19 protein-coding genes are annotated in these 19,548 nt (G+C 36.2%); 7 read left to right on the forward strand and 12 right to left on the reverse strand.

Annotation, left to right across the window (positions count from 1 at the left end):
* Positions 1–306: 306 nt before the first annotated feature.
* On the forward strand, positions 307–1,497 hold the full coding sequence (locus tag GLW08_RS02840; RefSeq protein ID WP_160847062.1) for a hypothetical protein: 1,191 nt from the start codon (positions 307–309) through the stop codon (positions 1,495–1,497).
* Positions 1,498–1,569: 72 nt separating this feature from the next.
* On the opposite strand, the gene GLW08_RS02845 is transcribed toward GLW08_RS02840, so the two are convergent.
* The 8 genes from GLW08_RS02845 to GLW08_RS02880 all read right to left on the reverse strand — a co-directional run bounded on the left by GLW08_RS02845 (position 1,570) and on the right by GLW08_RS02880 (position 10,792).
* Positions 1,570–3,009 carry a carbon starvation CstA family protein gene (locus tag GLW08_RS02845; RefSeq protein WP_160847063.1) on the reverse strand — a complete coding sequence of 480 codons (1,440 nt, stop codon included), beginning with the start codon at positions 3,007–3,009 and terminating at the stop codon, positions 1,570–1,572.
* Between the two features lie 144 nt (positions 3,010–3,153).
* Positions 3,154–3,897, reverse strand: a complete 744-nt coding sequence (locus GLW08_RS02850) for a LytR/AlgR family response regulator transcription factor (RefSeq protein WP_160847064.1) — start codon at positions 3,895–3,897, stop codon at positions 3,154–3,156.
* Positions 3,890–5,653: a sensor histidine kinase gene (locus GLW08_RS02855; protein ID WP_160847065.1), complete on the reverse strand. Its 1,764-nt coding sequence runs from the start codon at positions 5,651–5,653 to the stop codon at positions 3,890–3,892. Before GLW08_RS02855 ends, GLW08_RS02850 begins: the two co-directional genes overlap by 8 nt.
* Before the next feature lie 197 nt (positions 5,654–5,850).
* Positions 5,851–6,990, reverse strand: a complete 1,140-nt coding sequence (locus GLW08_RS02860; RefSeq protein WP_160847066.1) for a 5,10-methylene-tetrahydrofolate dehydrogenase — start codon at positions 6,988–6,990, stop codon at positions 5,851–5,853.
* Positions 6,991–7,012: 22 nt separating this feature from the next.
* Positions 7,013–8,152: a hypothetical protein gene (locus tag GLW08_RS02865; protein ID WP_160847067.1), complete on the reverse strand. Its 1,140-nt coding sequence runs from the start codon at positions 8,150–8,152 to the stop codon at positions 7,013–7,015.
* Positions 8,153–8,416: 264 nt separating this feature from the next.
* Positions 8,417–9,544, reverse strand: a complete 1,128-nt coding sequence (locus tag GLW08_RS02870; protein WP_160847068.1) for an MBL fold metallo-hydrolase — start codon at positions 9,542–9,544, stop codon at positions 8,417–8,419.
* Between the two features lie 161 nt (positions 9,545–9,705).
* Entirely contained in the window at positions 9,706–10,002 is a 297-nt protein-coding gene (locus tag GLW08_RS02875) for a rhodanese-like domain-containing protein (RefSeq protein ID WP_160847069.1), read from the reverse strand.
* 220 nt (positions 10,003–10,222) lie between these two features.
* The gene (locus GLW08_RS02880; protein ID WP_160847070.1) at positions 10,223–10,792 is read right to left on the reverse strand and encodes a class I SAM-dependent methyltransferase; all 570 of its coding nucleotides are present in this window, start codon (positions 10,790–10,792) and stop codon (positions 10,223–10,225) included.
* A 354-nt stretch (positions 10,793–11,146) separates the two neighbouring features.
* Between GLW08_RS02880 and GLW08_RS22340 the strand changes: the two genes are divergently transcribed.
* Entirely contained in the window at positions 11,147–11,305 is a 159-nt protein-coding gene (locus tag GLW08_RS22340) for a hypothetical protein (RefSeq protein ID WP_423808687.1), read from the forward strand.
* Positions 11,306–11,623: 318 nt separating this feature from the next.
* Here GLW08_RS22340 and GLW08_RS22345 read toward each other — a convergent pair whose 3' ends face one another.
* A complete protein-coding gene (locus tag GLW08_RS22345) occupies positions 11,624–11,716 on the reverse strand; it encodes a putative holin-like toxin (protein ID WP_423808628.1) in 93 nt (30 codons plus the stop codon).
* A gap of 322 nt (positions 11,717–12,038) precedes the next feature.
* Between GLW08_RS22345 and GLW08_RS02890 the strand changes: the two genes are divergently transcribed.
* Both GLW08_RS02890 and GLW08_RS02895 read left to right on the forward strand, forming a co-directional pair.
* Positions 12,039–12,419 carry a gamma-glutamylcyclotransferase family protein gene (locus GLW08_RS02890; RefSeq protein ID WP_160847071.1) on the forward strand — a complete coding sequence of 127 codons (381 nt, stop codon included), beginning with the start codon at positions 12,039–12,041 and terminating at the stop codon, positions 12,417–12,419.
* Positions 12,420–12,652: 233 nt separating this feature from the next.
* Positions 12,653–13,042 carry a hypothetical protein gene (locus GLW08_RS02895; RefSeq protein ID WP_160847072.1) on the forward strand — a complete coding sequence of 130 codons (390 nt, stop codon included), beginning with the start codon at positions 12,653–12,655 and terminating at the stop codon, positions 13,040–13,042.
* Between the two features lie 730 nt (positions 13,043–13,772).
* Here GLW08_RS02895 and GLW08_RS02900 read toward each other — a convergent pair.
* Together GLW08_RS02900 and GLW08_RS02905 are read right to left on the reverse strand one after the other, a co-directional pair.
* Positions 13,773–14,552 (reverse strand): ABC transporter permease, encoded by a 780-nt coding sequence (locus GLW08_RS02900; protein WP_202406353.1) that lies wholly within the window; start codon positions 14,550–14,552, stop codon positions 13,773–13,775.
* A complete protein-coding gene (locus GLW08_RS02905; protein WP_160847073.1) occupies positions 14,545–15,522 on the reverse strand; it encodes an ATP-binding cassette domain-containing protein in 978 nt (325 codons plus the stop codon). Before GLW08_RS02905 ends, GLW08_RS02900 begins: the two co-directional genes overlap by 8 nt.
* Positions 15,523–15,854: 332 nt before the next feature.
* On the opposite strand from GLW08_RS02905, the gene GLW08_RS02910 reads away from it, so the two are divergent.
* Positions 15,855–16,571: a nucleotidyltransferase domain-containing protein gene (locus GLW08_RS02910; RefSeq protein WP_337193884.1), complete on the forward strand. Its 717-nt coding sequence runs from the start codon at positions 15,855–15,857 to the stop codon at positions 16,569–16,571.
* A gap of 208 nt (positions 16,572–16,779) precedes the next feature.
* Here GLW08_RS02910 and GLW08_RS02915 read toward each other — a convergent pair whose 3' ends face one another.
* Complete coding sequence (locus tag GLW08_RS02915) at positions 16,780–17,148, reverse strand: hypothetical protein (protein WP_160847075.1); 369 nt, start codon at positions 17,146–17,148, stop codon at positions 16,780–16,782.
* Positions 17,149–18,370: 1,222 nt separating this feature from the next.
* On the opposite strand from GLW08_RS02915, the gene GLW08_RS02920 reads away from it, so the two are divergent.
* Positions 18,371–18,655 (forward strand): YrhK family protein, encoded by a 285-nt coding sequence (locus GLW08_RS02920; protein ID WP_160847076.1) that lies wholly within the window; start codon positions 18,371–18,373, stop codon positions 18,653–18,655.
* A 131-nt stretch (positions 18,656–18,786) separates the two neighbouring features.
* Entirely contained in the window at positions 18,787–19,527 is a 741-nt protein-coding gene (gene nfsA / locus GLW08_RS02925; protein WP_160847077.1) for an oxygen-insensitive NADPH nitroreductase, read from the forward strand.
* The last annotated feature ends 21 nt before the right edge of the window (positions 19,528–19,548 follow it).

Genomic DNA, 19,548 nt, shown 5'->3' on the forward strand with positions numbered 1-19,548 from the left:
AGCTCCTCCTGAATGTATGTATTTTAATTGACAATGAGTTTCAATTGCAAAACTAATTATATAGAGAATGATTCTCATAGTCAATATCATAAATGAGATTTATTCTCAAAACCTTTTCTTGTTAGGAACAATATTAGAAAATGAAAGTCGTCTAAGGAGCTTAACAAAATTGTACTGTCAAACTCATTATAGTAATTACACACTTTTTACATATGAGTGCCATAATTCTGCTTTTTCACTTTTGTACTATATTCGTGTAGATGCGTCTACACGAATCAAAAAACGAATGGAGGAGGTTCATAGCCTATGAAGAAAGTATCCATACCAATGCTCGCTATTCTTTTGATTTTAGGAGCATGTCAAAATTCCGACAATGAAGATGGAAATGCAGCAGAAAAAAAGAATGAAACAACAAAAGAAACCAGTAATAATGAAGAATTAAATAATACAACATCCGACTCTACCTCTTCTGATAGTCTAACACTTGAAAAAATGAGTGATTTTTATATCGGAGATTCCCAAAACTCACAAACTCTCATTCATTCTTTTATTCCAAAAAACGCAAGTAAAGAATCTGTGGTCATGATACCTGGACTAGGACTTAGTGCTAACATCTACGAAAGCACACCAGATAATCGTAACGGATGGGCATATGACTTTGCCAAAGCGGGACATCCTGTTTATACGGTTGATACTTCTGACCTTTCCAGTGCAGGACTATCAGAAGAAGAAGCAAATAACTCCTTATCTAAATGGGACTCTCAATCGATTTGGAAACGTTGGGGGCTAGGTTCAGCTACTAATGAACCTTACCCTGAAGGTCAATTTCCAGCTGAAGCATTCGATCAATTTTATGCTGGTATTCCAATGCAAGTAGGCAGTGAGATGTCAAAAAGTAGCACGTCTAATAGTGGAGGGAATGCAAAGATCAAAGGTGGTCAACAGGGTCAATCTTCAAGCGGTAATGCTATTGATCAAGGTGGTAATGCACAAGGACAAGCTGGTTCAGAGAGTGGAAATAATACTGGAAGTGGTAAAGGTGGCAATGGTCAATCCCGAGTTAACCAAACAGAGGTTGATAACATTATAGCCTTATTAGAGAAAAAAGGGCCATCCATATTAATGGTTCACTCTATGGGTGGAGAAATTGGATATGAAGTAGCTCGCCAACGTCCTGATTTAGTAAAAGGAATTATCGCAATAGAACCCGTAGGCTCTCCTACCAATGAGGAAGAAATAAAGCAAACATTCGCTGATATACCTTATTTAGGTATTTATGGAGATTATTTAGAGTCACGTAATCAAACAGGTCGCTTACAAGCTGTTCAAACAACTATAGACCTTATTAATGAAAATGGTGGTACTGGAAAGGTCATTCAACTTACAGAACAAGGTATTAATGGAAATTCACATCTTATGATGATAGATAAAAATAATCATGAAATTTCTTCTAAAATTATTGAATGGTTAGATGAAAGCGTAGGTGGTGCCAAATAATAAAACAATCACTATAGCTTAAACAAGAAGAACCCCTTTATGTGCGAAACTACCATAAAGGGGTTCTTACTATTATGCAGCTTGATCATATCCATCGTCCAAGGAAACTGGCTGTTGTAATCGTTTGTGAGCTGTTCTATAAAACAATGCAATAACACTTACAGTAATAATACCTGCAATGATATATGCTATTTCGATAGAGAGACCGACACCAATATCTGCATAGAATATATACGTCGTTGTCGCAAATGTCATAAATGTTGCTGGTATCATAGCAATAAAGTAATTCTTCTTAGATAAAATCAAGTACATTGCCCCAATCCATAACGCGATCATAGCTGTAGATTGGTTTGCCCAAGAGAAATATCTCCAAAGTAGGGAAAAGTCTATTTTAGTAAGGATAAAAGATAGAGCAAATACAGGAAACGCAATCCATAGGCGATTTGCTGCTTTCTTTTGACCAATTTTAAAGTAATCCGCGATAATCATTCGTAGACCACGAAACGATGTGTCCCCTGATGTGATTGGCAGAATAATAACACCTATAATGGCTATAGTTCCACCAATTGCACCTAGCATAGACTTAGAAACTTCACTTACAACTGCAGCAGGACCACCTTCAGCAATAATTTGGTTTAATTCGTTACCCGAAAAGATGCTCATCGCAGCTGCTGCCCAAATCATTGCGATGACACCTTCAGCAATCATCATGCCATAAAAAATTTTCCTACCTTGTCCTTCACGTTGTGTTGTTCTAGAGATGATTGGAGACTGTGTAGCATGGAAACCTGACAGCGCCCCACATGAAATCGTTAAAAATAATAGTGGAAATATTGGTAGATTATCAGGGTGCATATTGGTTAATGACATCTCTGGAATTGGTGCGCCGGTTACTACTAAACCGAATCCAATGCCAATAGCACTCAACAGTAATAGTGCACCAAAGATCGGATACACTCTACCGATGATTTTATCAATAGGCAATACCGTTGCAATGATGTAATAAATGAAAATAATTCCAACAATTGCACTTAATCCGATCCAATTTGAAGTTAAGTTATTAATTAAAGATGCAGGTGCTGAAACAAAAACCGTACCAGTTAATAGTAATAGTAAAACCGAGAATGCGTTTACAATATGTCGCATTGGCTTTCCTAAGAACTTACCAGCTAATTCGGGTATGTGTGCGCCTTTATTTCGAAGTGAAATCATTCCAGTCAGATAATCATGAACCGCTCCTGCAAATATAGATCCTAATACAATCCATAAAAAGGCAACCGGCCCATAAAGTGCTCCTAGAATTGGACCAAATATAGGTCCCACACCTGCAATATTCAACAATTGAATCATAGAGTTCCGCTTTGTCCCCATTGGAAGATAATCTACATCATCGCCCATTGTATAAGCTGGAGTCTTTCGTTCTTCTTTAACTTCAAAAGTCTTTTCAACAAATTTGCCATACGTGAAATAACCTATAATTAATAATGAAATGGAAATAATAAAAGTAATCATATGTTCTCCCCCTCCCAGCTTGTATGCGTTTTCAATAAGTTTACACACTCATTATATAAAATGAAACGCTTTCATTGGGGAGTTTGAAGATAACATGTAGAGAATCCACTTTAAGATGTCGTCAACACAAGATTACTTGCATCTTTACAAACTTAACCTACTCTTTAATTCCTTTGCATATGTTCTGCTTACTGGAATCTCTTCATCTATATGTTTTAATTTTAATTGATAAGCACCATTAAACCATGGGATTAGTTCTTCTACTTCTTTTAAATTCACAAGATAACTTTTATGCGTTCGAAAGAAGGAAAAGTCACTTAATTTTTCTTGAAGGTCTTTCAATGAAAGCTTAGTGGTAAAGAATTTTTCACGGGCATGTACCCTTGTTTCCCCATTATCAACCTCTACATAGAAAAGATCTTCAGGTAGTACATAATAGATACGGTCTTCTGTTTCTATCGCTAACTTACCTTTCACTTGATTCGGGACTTCATTAGTAGAAGATTGTTTAGTATGAATAACATTTCGGATACGTTTCACAGTTTCCTCTACTTCATCTTCTGAGAAGGGTTTTAGTAAATAATCAATTGCTTCAAATCGAAAGGCTTTAGCTGCATAGTCTGGATGTGCAGTAGCAAAAACAACATGGGGTGGATGTTTTAGGTTTTGTATCGAATCAACAAGATCCATACCAGATACTTTCCCCATTTCTATATCAACAAACAGGACGTGGATATTCGTAAGACGAATTGTTTTCTCTAAACCCTGCTCCCCGGAAGTTGCTTCATCTAACACACTGATATCTTCATAAGAGGTTAACAAGTGCTTTAATTCAACACGGCTATAAGGTTCATCATCTATAATCATAACGTTAATCTGATTACTCATTAAGAAAATCTCCTTCATCATCATATAATGGGAGTTGAAAAGATACCTTGGTACCTTCTCCAATTCTTGAATCAATCTTTAGTGATGCTTCTTGTCCATAAATCAATGTAAGACGTTGATTGACATTTACCAAACCAATACCAGTACCTTCCTGTGACTCAACAGATTCTGTGAGCAACTCTTCCAACCTGTTTTCTTCCATTCCCCATCCGTTATCTTCGATGGAAACAAAAACCTTTTCCATTTCCGTATGTATCCTGATTGTTACTTCACTCTCTTCTTTCATTCCTTTTAATCCATGCTTAATCGCATTCTCCATAATAGGTTGCAAGGTCATGGGCGGGACTTGTTTAAATAGAACTGTTTCATCTATATTCATCTCAACATGGAGTTTATCGTTAAATCTAGCTTCTTCAATAGATAAATAAGCTTTTACATGTTGAAGTTCTTGCTGAAGTGAAATTAACCTCTCTTTCGTTCCATTGATGTTCTGACGTAAATACCTTGATAATGTTACGAGTAGCTTTCGTGCTTCATCGGGTTTTAAACGGATCATAGAGACAATCGTATTTAATGCATTAAATAAGAAGTGTGGACTAATTTGTGCTTGTAGAGCTCTAATTTCTGCATCTTTCGCAAGTTGATTGACTCGTTCGTTATCACTAATATCTAACTGCTGGCTTAAAAGAGCAGCAAGACCTGTGATATACTCAATTGTTACTTTTGATAACGCCTCTTCAGATTCAAAATAACATTTGAGGGTTCCTATCGTTTCACCTTTTAAATTGAGGGGAGCAATCACAGCTGACTGAAGAGGACAATCCTCGTTCTGACAATGAATTGCTTCTCTTCTTGATATGTATACTTGACCTGTTTCAATCACGGCTTTGGTTTCATCTGTTTGGATATGCTTACCTTGTTGATGATGGTCATGTCCCATACCAACATAGCCTAATATGTCTTCTTGATCTGTTATGGCAACCGCTGACGCACCAACTTCTTGGCGAATCACCTCGCACGTTTCTTGAGCGGTTTTTCGATTTAATCCAAAACGCAAATGAGATGTTGTAAGCTTAGCAAGTAATAAAGCTTTCTGTGTCTTCTCTGCCCCCACCTGCTCTCTTTCTTGTAATACGTTCCGAATAATGAGAATAAATAATGCAGATCCAACTCCATTAGACACAATCATAGGCAATCCAATCTTTTCCACCAAATTCCACGAAGCTTCAAAAGGTTGAGCAACCAAGAGAATAATCCCCATTTGTATTGTTTCTGCTACCATGCCTACAATTAAAGGAACAGATAAAGATTGAAAGGCATTCGATTTTAATTTCTTCCGTGCAAAACCTGCTAGTAACCCTGCTACAATAGAAGCTACTCCACATGCGATGGCTGTAAATCCTCCTAATGTAAATCGATGAAAACCCGCTAGTAGACCAGCGCCGAGACCTACCTTCCATCCCCCAAGAAGACCGCCTATAACAACTCCAATTACACGAGAATTAGCTAACGCTTCATCTTGAGCCAATGAAAATGTCCACTTTGAAATATCATACGAATATGCATCAACAGATAAACCAGTATAGGTACCAATTATGCCAAATAAACCAAAAAACACCATCATTTTCACCATTGTACTTCTTTGCAATTCTTGTTCATCCATCATATTTTTAAAAAAGGTAAGCCTTGTCGTCAAAAAAGCAACCGTAACGATAATACCTACTCTTTCAAGCATAGTTAACAATAAATAAATCATGATGATCTCCTTTTTGTTACCGATTCCAATTATTTTAGTATACAACACATATAGAATTCTATGGGTATAAAAATAGTAAAGTAATATTTTGTTCAATATAACAAAATAAATACACCCCAATATTCATTGAGGTGCTAACTTGGTTTTTATTTTTTTAAACAACTCGATTTCGTTATCTTCTTTAAAATACTACTCTATTAGTCGTATTGTTGTACTTCCTGATATCGTCTTTTTTGACGGTATCCATACGTGATATTGCGGACTAATTCTTCGTTTTCTAACCCCGCTCCTATTGCACCTGCAATAGTGGAAATCGAGGTTGAAAGCCATGATAACCTTAAATAATCCAAAACACCTGCAGGTTCATTAAGAAATGCCATTTCTTTAAAGAACCCTGGTGGTATGAAAATTACAACGGCTACAAAGAACAAGGTAAACAACATTACATAATACATCATAACTGCAGCTACCAACGTTATTAACGTAGCGTTATTATATAGTTTACGTATTTTTGGTTTGTTACGATAAGCTGGTTTTTCCCATAGGTTATGAGCTAACACAATCCAAACTACCATTCCAGTAATTGCGATGACTGTTAAGGTAATCAATCTAAAGTTAGTAAATAAATTACTTAACTGCCATAATGTTGGGAAAATGAGTCCAAAAGCTCCAGTAGCAAATGCTAGTGCTATTACTTTTTTAAAGGATGGCATAATCCCCCATGGCCTATTGGCATGAGCCATTCCTATCAATATTCTAGATCTTCCATTGATACGAGGTACAACAATGAATCGAATGTCAATCTCACTATCTCCCTTATGTTCTATTCTACGAACTGGAGAAATAGGAAATTGCTTTTTTAGTAACCGGAAGGCTGTTTGATTACGGTTTGGACGAATTGCTCCTTGAGCCATACCAGAGGTTGATTCCCCTGATGTAGAGGACTGAAAGTACAATTCTCCAAATAATTGTACAATTGCCTTTTTTAGCCTACGCTTTATGGGCATCGACCCAAAAGCAGGAATCGATATTTGACCAACTCCATGTTTAACACTGACATCCGCAGCAACTACGTACCCTTCTGTAAAGATAGGAAGATCTGTTAAACAAATAGCATAATCCCAACCCTTTTTCTCCTTCAAGTCCGATGCCTTATATAATATTTCTTCTACATTCTCTGCTGCACCAGTCATCGGATCTATGTTTAGTGCGATCTCAAACGAAACACTTGAATCTATAAAATGATTGAATTGATCAGGAAGTGTATTCAATAATTTTTCAGCTATTTCTGTTGGTAGTTCTGGTGCTGGAATAAGACCTATCTTAACATTTTGCAAGGTGTTCACCTCCTAATCACTCTTATTCATCTTTAATTGGGGAAGCATATTGTGAGGTATTTGTTTTTCCCCCATATTGGATTTCGCTGTTCCGTCTTTTTTGCCTATATCCATACGTAATATCTCGAATTACCAATTCATCCTCAAGACCTGCGCCTATTGCTCCAGTCAATGTACCGAGTGATGTAACTAACCATGCAAGTTGAAAGTAATACAAAATACTTGGTTCTTCTTTTAGACCAGTAAATGCTTTAAATAACTCAGGTGAAACAAAGATAGCAATCGCACCAAGAAACATAATAGATAGAACAACATAGTTTATAATAACCGCGACACATAATGTGAGGAAAGTAGTACGATTGTATAACCTGCGTAAACGCTTATCCCCTTTAGTTGTTGGTTTCTCCCAAAGATTGTGAGCAAATATAACCCATGCCACCATACTTAATATCGCAATAATCATCAAGATTATAAAACGTTCTTCTGAATAAGTGACACTTAGTTTCCAAGGTGTTTTAAAAATAGATATATAAGAACCTGTTGCAAATGCTAAGGCTAATACCCTCCTAAAAGATCCAAGTGCTGTCCAAGGTCTATTAGCAAATGTCATCCCTGATACTAATCGCATTTTCCCAGTCATTCTAGGACTTATGACGAAACGAACATCCACGTTTTCTTCATTATTCGGTGTTTTACGTCTTAATCTAGAGAATGGGAACTGTTGTTGAAATAGGTTTTTGCTTTTTTTCGATTCTTGTGCAAGGGTTCTGGGGATATACAATTCTTTTATCATTTGCACCACTGCATTCTGTATCCTTTTCCTCATTGGCATTGAACCAAATGCTGGGACTGATATTTGGGCAAATCCATGACGAACACTTGCGTCAGCAGCTACAACATCTTTTCCTGAAAAAATAGGGAGATCAGTTATACATATTACGAAATCCCACTGTTGATCTTTTTTGCGTTGAACAGCTTCATCTAATGTATCGTCTATGTTTTCTGCAGCCCCTACTAAAGGATCGGCTTCTAAATCAACAGAATAAGTAATGTCACCTACTATATGTTTATTTAATAAAGACGGTAATTTATCTATTATCTTACGAGCAATATCTGTTGGTAATTCTGGAGCTGAAACGATACCTATTCTTACTTTTTCCATAAAACTCCCCTCCCTTCTTCTTTGAGATTCAGCAAGTATAAGTGTATTTTTGATTCCCTGTATCTTGCAACAATAAACTGTTTGTAGCCATCGTTGTATCTATAATAAATCACATAAACAGAAAACGTTAAATAAGTAATGCAATTAAGAAGATACCACCTCTAATAAGAATAAAACATTATTTTAATATAAATTTCATAGATGAACTAAAAAAACCGACTATTTTTGTTATAGTCGGTTTCTTTTACTTCATTTAATATTCTTTTATTCACTTACTGCACAACGGTTTGGTCCAATTTCCATTTCACGTTGTCTTTCCTCATCAGGATTCAATTTCCCCATGTTTACTTGACGAATTTCTTCATGACTATTTGGTTGTGGTGGTAAGTTCTCTGTTACCATACGACGAAAGTCTTGTTCATTATCAACCTGCAATCCTTTATTATCCTTATATAGTTCACCTAGCTTTTTACCAACAATTCCTGACTCTTGCATCTCGTCCATTGAACCAAAGTGAGCCGGAAGTACTAGTAATTCCTCAGATAACTCCTTGTAACGATTATAAAGTGAGTTGCGAAGATCCCCAACCCAGTCTTCAGCCTTACCAGCTAAATCAGGTCGACCAATTGATTTAACAAATAGAATGTCTCCAGAAAGAAGGTATTGATTATCTATCACAAAAGAAGTGGACCCTATCGTATGGCCTGGAGTATATAAAGCTTCTACTTGGATATTTGTGTTACCAACTTGAATCTCTTTTTGATCTTCTAGTGATTCAAAATGGAATGTAGCCTCTGGTGCATCTTTAGGTGGTAACCAATACGCAGCATCTACTTCCTCTGCAATTTTTCGGCCCCCTGAAATATGGTCTGCATGTAAGTGTGTATCAGCCACATGTTTAATAGTAAGTCCATGGTCTTCTGCAAAATCTAAATAAGGTTGAATCATTCGATTCGCGTCTATAATCATAGCTTCTGCTTGGCTAATTACCATATAAGAGAGGCAACCTTTACCAAGGCGTACAAATTGGTATAACTCCCCTCCGTCAGAAAGATCACCTACTTTGATTGGCTCTAGATATTCACTCCACGCTTTCATACCACCTTCAAGGTAATACACTTCCTTAAGACCTGCTTCATCTAGCATATCTGCTACCATGATAGAAGATCCCTCTTTTGCACAAACAACTAGAACGTTTTCTTTTGGTAGTTCATCAAGAATGTGATCTACACCTTCCAACAAATCAAAGTACGGTTTATTTATAATTTCCACTGAATTTCCTTCTATTTTCCAATCTTGAAACTCACTTTCATTACGCACATCCAAAATGAAAAGAGGTTTTTGGTTCAATACTTTATTAGCAACTTGCTGTGCCTTTAACGGTTCACTCATCTTTTTTACCCCCTGCCGTATTTTAGTGATGAAAAAAATTGGATACGGTAAAAAGTATTTACCTATCCATTGTTCACCATACTTCTATATTAAAATAGATTGACCACCACAGGTTCGTTTTGTATAAAACCTGTGATGGCAAGTCATTTTATCTTAGGAACTTACTCTGTCTTACCTTCCCAGGCTAACATGCCGCCTTCCATATTAATGACTTCATAGCCATTAGCTTCTAGGAATTCAGTAGCTCGACCACTACGACCACCAGAACGACATACCATTACATACTCATTGTTATGGTCTAGTTCATTTTGTCTATCTTCAATTGAACCTAGAGGGATATGTTTTGCACCAGGAATTTTACCCTCTTCTACTTCCTCGTCCTCACGAACATCAACAATATTAAGTGTTTTACCTTCTTCTAACTGTTTACGAACTTCTTCAGCAGTCATTGTACGCATAAATATTACCTCCTATTTTTTCCATACCCTCATCTAAGAGTATATCTTTATAAGTTTTATAATCCATATTGCATCAATCAATTTCTGATGCCTATTGTTAGGATAACAATGGTTGTTGCTCTTTGCATTTCCAATGCTTTGTTTCCCACCATCAATTAACCCCTAGGGGTATAATAAAACAAATTGGTACATTCGTCAACACGTGTGTTAGATACCTAAGTTATTTGGTAGCCACAATATAATAAACATCCTTATTAAAATGACCTACTTCAACTTCAAAATCTGCTTTAGCTAACTGTTCAGCCATTTCCGTAGAAGAAATTCTATGATTTAATGGAGGACCTTGTTCTGATTCCACAGCTTCCCAATCCAATACAAGAAAACGACTATGTTCCGTTAAAACACGCCCAATTTCCTCCAAGGTCTGTGAAAGGCTTGGTACCTCGTGGAGCACAAATGCCGCCACAGCTCTTTGAAAAGAACTATCTGGTAAATTTAATGAAGACAAATCTGTGTTTAATCGATCAATATTTGTGAGCTCTTCGTCGTTTGCTCGTTGATCAAGCATATCTAACATTTCAAACTGCAAATCTACAGCTGTTACACGATCCTTCGTTTCCCTAGCGATTGGCAATGTTAAATATCCGTTTCCAGCTCCTAAATCAACTACTTTTTCGTCACCATTTAGTTGCAATAATTCTAACACCTTATTAATTGGTACGATTTTCTCGCGCTCAGGATCAATTAATTTCTGTGCCTTATCCTTGTTAAAAACCTTATCTTCACTCATAATAATCTCCTTCCATAAAGTAGGGATACCCTAGAGGGAATATTTTATAATCTCTATGTACATAAATATACCAAATTCTTTCGTATTTTAAACGTTTCAAAACCTTTATGGTACGCTAAGCAAATATTAGTTACATATTTCTTACCGTAAAGAATAAAAATCAGTTATATAAAAAGAGTCTCATTACTATTATGAATTTGTTATTTGAGAACAACATTCAAGCTTCTTCCTTGAACAAACTTCTACATCAAGTTGATCAATCAGGTAATATGCTCTTTGACCCTTTTAAGCGTAAAGAATCTATTGATGAACCAAAATCCATGATCAATCTATTCACAAACCAATTTTACAATTATCGCTGTATACGTAGACCAAATTTTTGTAGGGTATGTGATGGCAAAAAGGGGTACCACTACTAGAACAAAACACAGTGCTAAACTTGTCATCGGTATTCACGAAGACTATAGAGTTCAAGGCATAGTTTCTCTTCTTCTAAAGGAAATCATTCATTAGGCAAAAACAATCATTTACTTAGACTAGATTTTACGGCATTACTACTAACAAAGAAGCTATACATTTATATCAAAAAACTGGCTTCTCGATTGAAGGTACAAGATATAAGTCCCTTATGGTTAATGGTACTTATAAGGATAAATTTTATATTCCCTACTTGTTATAAATCTTATGAAAGGCAAAGAAAATTGCAGAAAATGTGACTTATGCCCTAAATTATGGTATGATTATTGTAAGGAAAGGCTGTAGCTTATGCCACAGCCTGATAGCTTTCTCAGTTAGGAACAAAATTGACTAACCTCCTACCACCATAGGGGGTTATTTTTTATGGTTTGATGTGACAATCAACACCATAAGACTTCCAAATGCAATCATTAATGTTAATACTTCATAGATACCTATACTACACACCCCCTTTCCATTGAGGGTAAATAGGTTTTATTAGATACCGCTTGTCTACTTAGATAGCCATATAGATTATTATCTAAAAACGAGCATCCAAAATTTACTACCTTAGGAAAGCTATCACATATGATTGTACCATAATTTTCCCAAAATTACGAATGTATGTTCGTGTTTTGTTTCTATATCCTACTATTAACTCACGAAACAATCAATTATAAAAGCTCATAAAATGGAAACAAACCTTGTCATTATTGCTTAAAACACTCAGTACATTTTTATCAATTTCTATTATCCTATTCACAACCTGTATTATTTTGGAGGTATAACCATGACGTATAATGTGTTTATTTACGGAACTCTGTTACCAGGTGAGAACAATCACCATATCGCTTCTCCCTACCTTATTGATCGAAAAAATGGGAACGTAACAGGGCGTTTATTTCATGTGGGATCATTTCCTGCTCTTGTGTTAGACCATGCTAACACCGTTACTGGAGAATGGTTTACGGTTTCTGAACAAGGATTAGCTGAAATGGATAATCTTGAAGGATACGAGCCAAACCATTCAAACAACCATTATGAACGAGTTTGGATTAAAGACAAGAATAACGATATAGAAGGTTATGTATATATCTATTCTTACGCAAAGGCTATTGACCTAAAAGAGATTACTTCTGGCTGTTGGAGAACATTCCAACGGACCAAATAGAGCTATTTATAAACAGCTCAGTAAGCCCTTTTCGCCAAAAATAAGTTCCGTTCTAAATGACATAGGTTGGTTCGATGTTGATGTGTGAAGTAGCGGTCTTAATCGAATCTCCATTATTCCATAACGTCCACAATTCCAAAACCACCCTCCCACAGAACTTCACCAGAAATTTTCAATAAGAGCATTTAGGTTTTTGTGGTAACATAATCACAGAATTGTTGTGGGGGATGTTTATGAAAAGAAGGTTATTGTTATTTAACGTCTTATTTGTTATGTTGCTTTTAGCAGTTGCTTGTAATCAACAGCAAGAAATAGATATTTCTAAATCAGTACGCAAGACAGAAGATTATTTAAGACAATTAGATGAAATATCAACAACAGCGGGTTCATATACCGAGGACGAGGAGCAAGTAAAATTTAGACTTTTGGTTGAAAAGCATCCTTCGCAAGAAGAAGCAACTGCAATGTTTAACAACATATTAAATATTCTTGAAAAAAACTCTCACAATCGTGAATTTTGGGATAACTATAATGGCTATTTTGATATTAAATCCCATAAAACAGGGGTGATTTACAAAGCTACTAAAATTATAGGAAAAGACTTGAAAGTTACTCCTAAATAACAAAGCTTTTTGAATAACGGCGCATTAGTTAAAGAAAAGTGAGCATTTTCCGATAAGGGATTTGCTCTTTTTGGTACCTAAAATTACATTGGTTATTTGCTTGTGATTTAATAGCTCTTCAATAATTATTGTATCAATGTAAACTGGACAACAATTTTATGTGCAAAACACTATCCCAAATACACGTTAGTATTGATTTAACAATGAAAAAAGAGCATCAATTTGCGTTGCAATTCAATGCTCAATTTAATATTGCATTTTTAATGTTTGTGCTCCAAAACCGAACTACTTATCATTATCGATGCCGGTTTTTGTTTATAGGGCTTTGCTTCTCTAACTAAGCAGTCACCTTGTCTTCCTTCTAATGATATCACTGAGTACCATAATATAGAACATACTGGGCGCTGCAATAATTGAAATCATAAAATCTGTTATAAGTTCCTGAGCATGAAGGATAACGCCACCACATAATAAGAGTAGAACTAATAAATCCAAGAAATCGTTCCATCTCATGCGATCGCCTCACTTCGTTCTTTTTCTTATTCTATGATGTTATGGGATTGATGTGTACAAAAATTAAGGAAAGAAAGCTCAAGGTACAGAAGCTAGAGATTAGTTTAACCGATCTTATGTTTTCGTTACTAACAAAAAACTCCCAACCTATTGGCTAGGGGTATACCATGTCATGAAACTAATGGACTCACCAATCAAATTAATATTCACGAAGATTTTAACCTCTACTGACAGCTTTCTTAGCTGAAACAGCTGCGAACGTTATAGTAATTGCACATGCAATGATGATGGCGATGAAACCTTGAGCAATTTCCCACCATTGCCAGCCATCAATGAGGACGGTTCTCATGCTTTGAAAGATGTAAGTGGTTGGATTAATCGTAGCAGCTACTTTCAACCACGTCGCTTCTATTAATTCATAAGGTACAAATGTCGTACTTAAGAAAATTAGCGGAAAAAAGATTAATGTACCTGCTTGTGCTGCTTGAGCGTTCTTAGTTTTTAATGCTACACCTGCTGAATACCCTGCAAATGCTAGCCCCCACCCAATCGCAATTAGTAGAACAATAACAATACCAAAAAAACCAGTCTCTACGTTCAGTCCCATGAAAAATGCGACCATAATAATCAGCAGTGTTTGCACAAACAACTGAAGCATCCCTGCTATAATTGGTCCCAGAACAATGGAAAGCCTCGAAGCAGGGGTTAACAGTAATCGTGAGAAAAAGCCATTTTCAATATCTTTCACAATCCCTTGACCTGCTCCCCCAGCACCGCCTATTGCAGCGGAAACAACTGAAACAGGAAGAATAAAGGCGAGATAATCCGCCCCATCAAAGGCTGGTAATTGTGAAATGCCACTTAAACCACTTTCATACACCACTAAAAAGAACATAGAGATAAGCAAATTAGGAATAAAGGAGAAAGGACTTCTTAATGTCGTTTGTACACTACGTTTTGATAGTAACCAAATGTCTTTTACCAATCCATTACCCATGCTGAACTTCCCCTTTCTTGTCACGAATACCTTCTCCAGTGATTTTGAGGAAGATATCATCTAGAGTTGGAGAATCAACATTAATGCTCTGAATCGGAATACTATGATGATCAAGTACACGTACCACTTCCATTAAACGTTTTGTTCCGTCCTGAACATACATAACGAGTTGTTGTCCTTTATTGACAAGGTCTGTAGCCATAAGTTCTTCATTTAGTATTTCCATAGCTTGATGTGTTTCTTCCTCCGACGAAAAATCCATTGTAATTAAATCATTTCCGATTTGCGACTTTAACTCTGCAGGAGTTCCTTCTGCCACAATCATTCCTCCATCAATAATTGCAATTCGATCAGCCAAAAAGTCGGCTTCTTCTAAGTATTGGGTAGTTAAAAATATGGTTGTACCTTCTTCTTTGTTTAAACGTTCTAAGTATTCCCATATGCTCTTCCGATTTGACGGATCCAGTCCTGTTGTGGGTTCATCTAAGAATAAAATCTTTGGTTTATTTACAAGTGTTAGCGCCAAATCAAGACGGCGACGCATTCCACCAGAATAATTCCCACAGATACGGTCAGCCGATTCCGTTAATTGAACAACTTCTAATAATTCCTTTGTACGCTTTGAAGCTTCCTCTTTATTAAATCCAAAAATACCACATTGCAGTTTCAACATCTCTCTTCCAGTCAAGCTTGGATCAATACCGGTGTCTTGAAGAGCCACACCAATGTACTTTCTGACTTCATGAGGCTGTTGAATGACATCCTGTTCAGCAACTTCCACTTTACCTGATGAAGCGTTTATCAGTGTAGTTAGAATTTGAACAGTAGTTGATTTACCTGCTCCGTTCGGTCCAAGAAATGCAAAGAACTCGCCTTCCTTAACATTAAAGCTTACATCTTTAACAGCTTGAACATTTCCCTTTTTGAATGTTTTCGTAAGGTGTTCAACTTCAATTGTACCTTTCACCATTTTCTTTGCCCCCCCTATTTGTTCTTTGTATATGTATTTATTCTCTTTCCTTATAATCATTCCTTTTTCCTAATGCACACAATAATGCTTATTTAACCCGATTATACTTAAAGTACTATGTTATATAATAAACACAACTACGAAATACTCTACTACTGGATCCAGTAAAATCAAAAAGTATGGAGGAATTACAGCTAATGATCTTCTATTAAATGAGCTTAAACATAAGGGGTTTATTAGTAAGCCAAATCAGTTATATTCTAATCACTTTCATATTTTTTCCACAAAGATTACAATGTAGACATTACCTAAATTTTCGAAAGGATGATTGGGTGAAAGAACAAGCATTTTTGGATGCGAAGAAGATTGTAGAAGAACGTTATCCCAATAGCCAGGCAGCCATTTTAGCTGGGAGTGTTGTTCGATATGAGGCTACAGAAACATCCGATTTAGATATCGTTGTGTTTGATTTTTCAATTGCTAATTCCTATCGAGAGTCTTTTTTTTCTTTAAATTGGCCTGTGGAAGTCTTTGTACATAATCAAACTTCTTACAGGGAGTTCTTTAATGAAGATTGTAAAAAAGGGATTCCTAGTCTACCACGAATGATAGTAGAAGGTATGCCATTAAAAGGAGCAAAGCATATCCATAGTATAAAGGAAGAAGCCGCTAATAGACTAGCTGAAGGTCCTGAAGTATGGAATGAGGAAACCATTCAATTAAAACGTTATTTCATCACCGACACGGCAGAAGATATAAAAGGAGCAACACATCGTGCAGAGGGTATTTTCACAGCCAATCTGCTAGCTGATCAATTACACGAATTTTATCTTCGTACAAACCAGCAATGGATTGGTAAAGGAAAATGGGTGATTCGTTCTTTAAAACTATATGATGAAGATTTTGCAAAACAATTTACAAGAGCATTTGATCAATTTTATCGAACTGGTGAAACTGAAGAAATTGAAAAGTTGGTTGAGTCAACGTTAGAACCTTTCGGTGGCCCTTTGTTTGATGGTTTTTCAGTAGGAAAATCAAACGACATTTGATACTAAATAAAGGCTTGTCTTGAGAAAGACAAGCCTTTTTACAAGTGAAGAAAGCATAAGTTCTGACAATTACATGTCTAGCTACAGCACTCAGCAACTAGTGTGCTTCCCTCACCTCAAATCGATAAGTCAACATCGAACCAATCTACGTTGTTGTAGGCCGCAATCTATACGTTGCCACCAGGGCTATCTAAGCTTTTCTTAATTTTTATTTTCCCTCTTTATCAGATCGCTTATTGACTTTTTTCTCAAGATAGATACACAAATCCCCAACCGTTTTAAAGGTTGTAAATATACCTTCTAAGGATTGCACATCTTCCATATCTACATCTAATTTCCAGTAGTGCATAAGCTCTTGAAATGTTGCTTTAAATCGCTCCCGATCACCTTGGTACACAAGCTCTAACAGGGTTTCTGTTGTTAAATTTTCAACTGGCTTTTTGTAACCTTCATCAAGATGTTCATTAATATATTTCACAACAGTCAAATAAATCTCATAGGCTATACCTTTGGAATTTGTATATTCCTTTAATTCTTTTCTAGCTCGTCTGATTTCAAGGTCAATTAGTTCCCCCATTATATCCTCACCTCTACGTAGGCTAAGCTGTTAAGTACAAGTACGGATGGTAAGCGTCTAAAGCATAACAACTCCTTATAAATATCATTTAGTAGAAAGTAAACTACACTTTTAATGTTATTCTAATATAATGGTTGGTCTTCATATCACCGAATAACTAATGTTGAATATTTGTACATTAGTTGTATATGACTTTTTTTCGGTTTACATAGGAATTTAATAACTTTCAGGTATTTTATATTATGATAACATATCTTATCTTTTTGTTAACATCAAAAGCTCATCTTAATTTAAATAAACATTAACTTTAATATAGTTAGTAATGGTAATTATCTATTGATATGTAGCAAACAACTGAAGCTTTTATATTCCATTTTTGCCCCATTATCTTGAAGACTTTAGTTCGAGATATATTCAAAAGGTGATGGGTACGATACTTGAAAAGTGGAAGGGGGATTACGGTGAAACAACTCGCTTTCCTGCGGGCGAGCTGGTGAGCCTTCACAGTCGCTTTGCTCCCTCCGGGGGCTCACCAACCTCTTTCTCTCGCGGGAGTCTCGTAGTTCCCATTCACCCCCAGCCGGGTAATGGCTATCGGACCCGCGGCCAAATGTTGTATGTCTGCCGAAAGGATATATAAGCTCTTATTTTTAGTAAAAACTCTCTTTGGGTAGATCTTGTGGACAAATAAAACTTTATTTTTTACAAACAGCGAACTAAGTGTCCATTGGCTTTCTTGCCAAAGAATTTTTTGTTATGAACCAATTGTTATACTAGAACTCACTAGGGTGTAAACCAACCGTCAGAAGATATTCAAATACCTCAACGTCTCTAACTTCGCAATGTATCCGTTGCTCCCAATACTAGCAAAGGTGGCCGTGGAACAAGGGGACTCCCGCCGGAGAAAGAGCAAGGGAAGACCCCACAGAGCCCCGATTTTTGGGCTCAAGGAGGCTTGCCAGCTCGCCGGCAGCACCGAGTTGTTCCACGGCCACCTTTATTCTAACTAAATCTACGGGCACATCGCTCTTTCTGTGCGATCACCAAATTTATCTCGAATCCAAGTCTTCAGGATTATGCCTCAATTGTTGAGTAAACGGTTATTCTTTGTATTCTCCTAAATACTATTATCATTTTTAAACAGAAATATTAAGTGCCAATAAAAAAAGACGTTATAATAATAACCTTTGTGGATATAAGGGTAATATCAGGAGGGTGAAAGATGAGTCAAACAAATCAAAATCAGAGTAAAAATGAAATAGATTTACATTTAGGACGGTATGAAGTTTTTTTTAAGCAACGTTACACTATTTTATACAATGTAAATGATGTGCTTATTGGGCTTTGGTTTTTAATTGGAAGTATTTTTTTCTATTGGGAAGCTACTAAAATATGGGGAACCACTTTATTTGTACTTGGTAGCGCTCAGTTATTAATTCGTCCATTAATTCGCATTGTTCATAGAGTGCATTTTAAACGTGTCCAAAAAGACAACTCATTGCAATAAATATATAAAGTAGATTACTTTCTTTTCCCAGTATTGTTTTTATATAATAGCAGGAGATGATCTCATTGCTTGAATGCAGTGAGATTTATTTTGTTTTCACCTATTTGAATACAACACAAAGGAGTCTAGCTATGAACGAAACATTACAAACCCTCTTAAACCATCGGTCTATTCGAGCGTTCACTAATGAAAAAGTAACAGATGAACAAATTTCTTCTATTATAGAGGCTGCTCAGATGGCTTCAACTTCAAGTTATATGCAAGCCTATACCATTATGGGCGTAACAGATGAAGAGAAAAAAGCAGAACTAGCTCGTATTACAGGACAAGATTATGTACAAAATAATGCTCACCTATTTATCTTCTGTGCTGATTTATATCGACATCAACAAAAAGCTACGCAAGAGCAAAAAGAAAATATGCTCGCAAATTTAGAAAATACAGAGCACCTCTTGGTTTCCTCTATTGATGCAGCTCTTGCAGCTCAGAATGCTGCGATAGCGGCTGAATCAATGGGGTTAGGTATGTGTTTTATTGGTAGCATTCGTAATAACATCCAACAAGTAGATTCCTTACTTTCATTACCGGATCACGTCATACCTTTATTCGGAATGGTGATAGGTTATCCTGAAAAACAACCAGAACAAAAACCTCGCCTCTCCAAAGCAGGTATATATTTTGAAAATGAATATAAGAAAGATCAAACAACCGAACTTGAAATGTTTGATAACACAATAAGAGAATATTATAAACATCGGAGCCAAAATAACCGAATTGATTCATGGACAGAACAAATGCTTCGTCGATTCCAGAAACCTATGCGTATGGATGTATCTGAATTTGTTCAGTCAAAAGGATTTAACAAAAGATAGTATGTAGTAACTCAACATGTT

This window comes from Pontibacillus yanchengensis, from assembly GCF_009856295.1.
Lineage (GTDB): Bacteria > Bacillota > Bacilli > Bacillales > BH030062 > Pontibacillus > Pontibacillus yanchengensis_A.

What these genes read in the sequence shown, in the direction of transcription:
- GLW08_RS02840 (WP_160847062.1), top strand. Translation starts at nt 307, where the DNA reads ATGAAGAAAGTATCCATACCAATGCTCGCTATTCTTTTGATTTTAGGA.
- GLW08_RS02845 (WP_160847063.1), bottom strand. Translation starts at nt 3,009, where the DNA reads ATGATTACTTTTATTATTTCCATTTCATTATTAATTATAGGTTATTTC.
- GLW08_RS02850 (WP_160847064.1), bottom strand. Translation starts at nt 3,897, where the DNA reads ATGAGTAATCAGATTAACGTTATGATTATAGATGATGAACCTTATAGC.
- GLW08_RS02855 (WP_160847065.1), bottom strand. Translation starts at nt 5,653, where the DNA reads ATGATTTATTTATTGTTAACTATGCTTGAAAGAGTAGGTATTATCGTT.
- GLW08_RS02865 (WP_160847067.1), bottom strand. Translation starts at nt 8,152, where the DNA reads ATGGAAAAAGTAAGAATAGGTATCGTTTCAGCTCCAGAATTACCAACA.
- GLW08_RS02870 (WP_160847068.1), bottom strand. Translation starts at nt 9,544, where the DNA reads ATGAGTGAACCGTTAAAGGCACAGCAAGTTGCTAATAAAGTATTGAAC.
- GLW08_RS02875 (WP_160847069.1), bottom strand. Translation starts at nt 10,002, where the DNA reads ATGCGTACAATGACTGCTGAAGAAGTTCGTAAACAGTTAGAAGAAGGT.
- GLW08_RS02880 (WP_160847070.1), bottom strand. Translation starts at nt 10,792, where the DNA reads ATGAGTGAAGATAAGGTTTTTAACAAGGATAAGGCACAGAAATTAATT.
- GLW08_RS02890 (WP_160847071.1), top strand. Translation starts at nt 12,039, where the DNA reads ATGACGTATAATGTGTTTATTTACGGAACTCTGTTACCAGGTGAGAAC.
- GLW08_RS02895 (WP_160847072.1), top strand. Translation starts at nt 12,653, where the DNA reads ATGAAAAGAAGGTTATTGTTATTTAACGTCTTATTTGTTATGTTGCTT.
- GLW08_RS02900 (WP_202406353.1), bottom strand. Translation starts at nt 14,552, where the DNA reads ATGGGTAATGGATTGGTAAAAGACATTTGGTTACTATCAAAACGTAGT.
- GLW08_RS02905 (WP_160847073.1), bottom strand. Translation starts at nt 15,522, where the DNA reads ATGGTGAAAGGTACAATTGAAGTTGAACACCTTACGAAAACATTCAAA.
- GLW08_RS02915 (WP_160847075.1), bottom strand. Translation starts at nt 17,148, where the DNA reads ATGGGGGAACTAATTGACCTTGAAATCAGACGAGCTAGAAAAGAATTA.
- GLW08_RS02920 (WP_160847076.1), top strand. Translation starts at nt 18,371, where the DNA reads ATGAGTCAAACAAATCAAAATCAGAGTAAAAATGAAATAGATTTACAT.
- nfsA (WP_160847077.1), top strand. Translation starts at nt 18,787, where the DNA reads ATGAACGAAACATTACAAACCCTCTTAAACCATCGGTCTATTCGAGCG.